The 255-nt window shown below is 40.4% G+C and carries 1 tRNA gene; it reads left to right on the top strand.

The window, feature by feature from the left end:
- Positions 1-27: 27 nt before the first annotated feature.
- Positions 28-103 (top strand) — tRNA-Ala (locus IC213_RS21445).
- Positions 104-255 lie beyond the last annotated feature (152 nt).

Here is a 255-nt window from a genome sequence, read left to right as displayed (position 1 = left end):
TGAAAGTTCTTTATGAACTTCATATTTGGGGGTGTAGCTCAGTTGGGAGAGCACTTGCCTTGCAAGCAAGGGGTCAGGAGTTCGACTCTCCTCATCTCCACCATTAAGAGTATATTACTTAAATCTTTGATTTATCTAGTAGCCTCTTACATGCACTTTTAGCTTATCTTTAGACAAGCTATGTGCGTTAGCACTTTAAGCAACAGAATAAACTGAACACATGTGAAGTTTGTTTGTTGGCGACGTGCACTAGCA

This window comes from Clostridioides sp. ES-S-0049-02, from assembly GCF_020658465.1.
In the GTDB taxonomy this organism is placed as follows: domain Bacteria; phylum Bacillota; class Clostridia; order Peptostreptococcales; family Peptostreptococcaceae; genus Clostridioides.
Note: the sequence above shows the minus strand (reverse complement) of the source record. Positions and strands in the feature narration are given on the sequence as shown.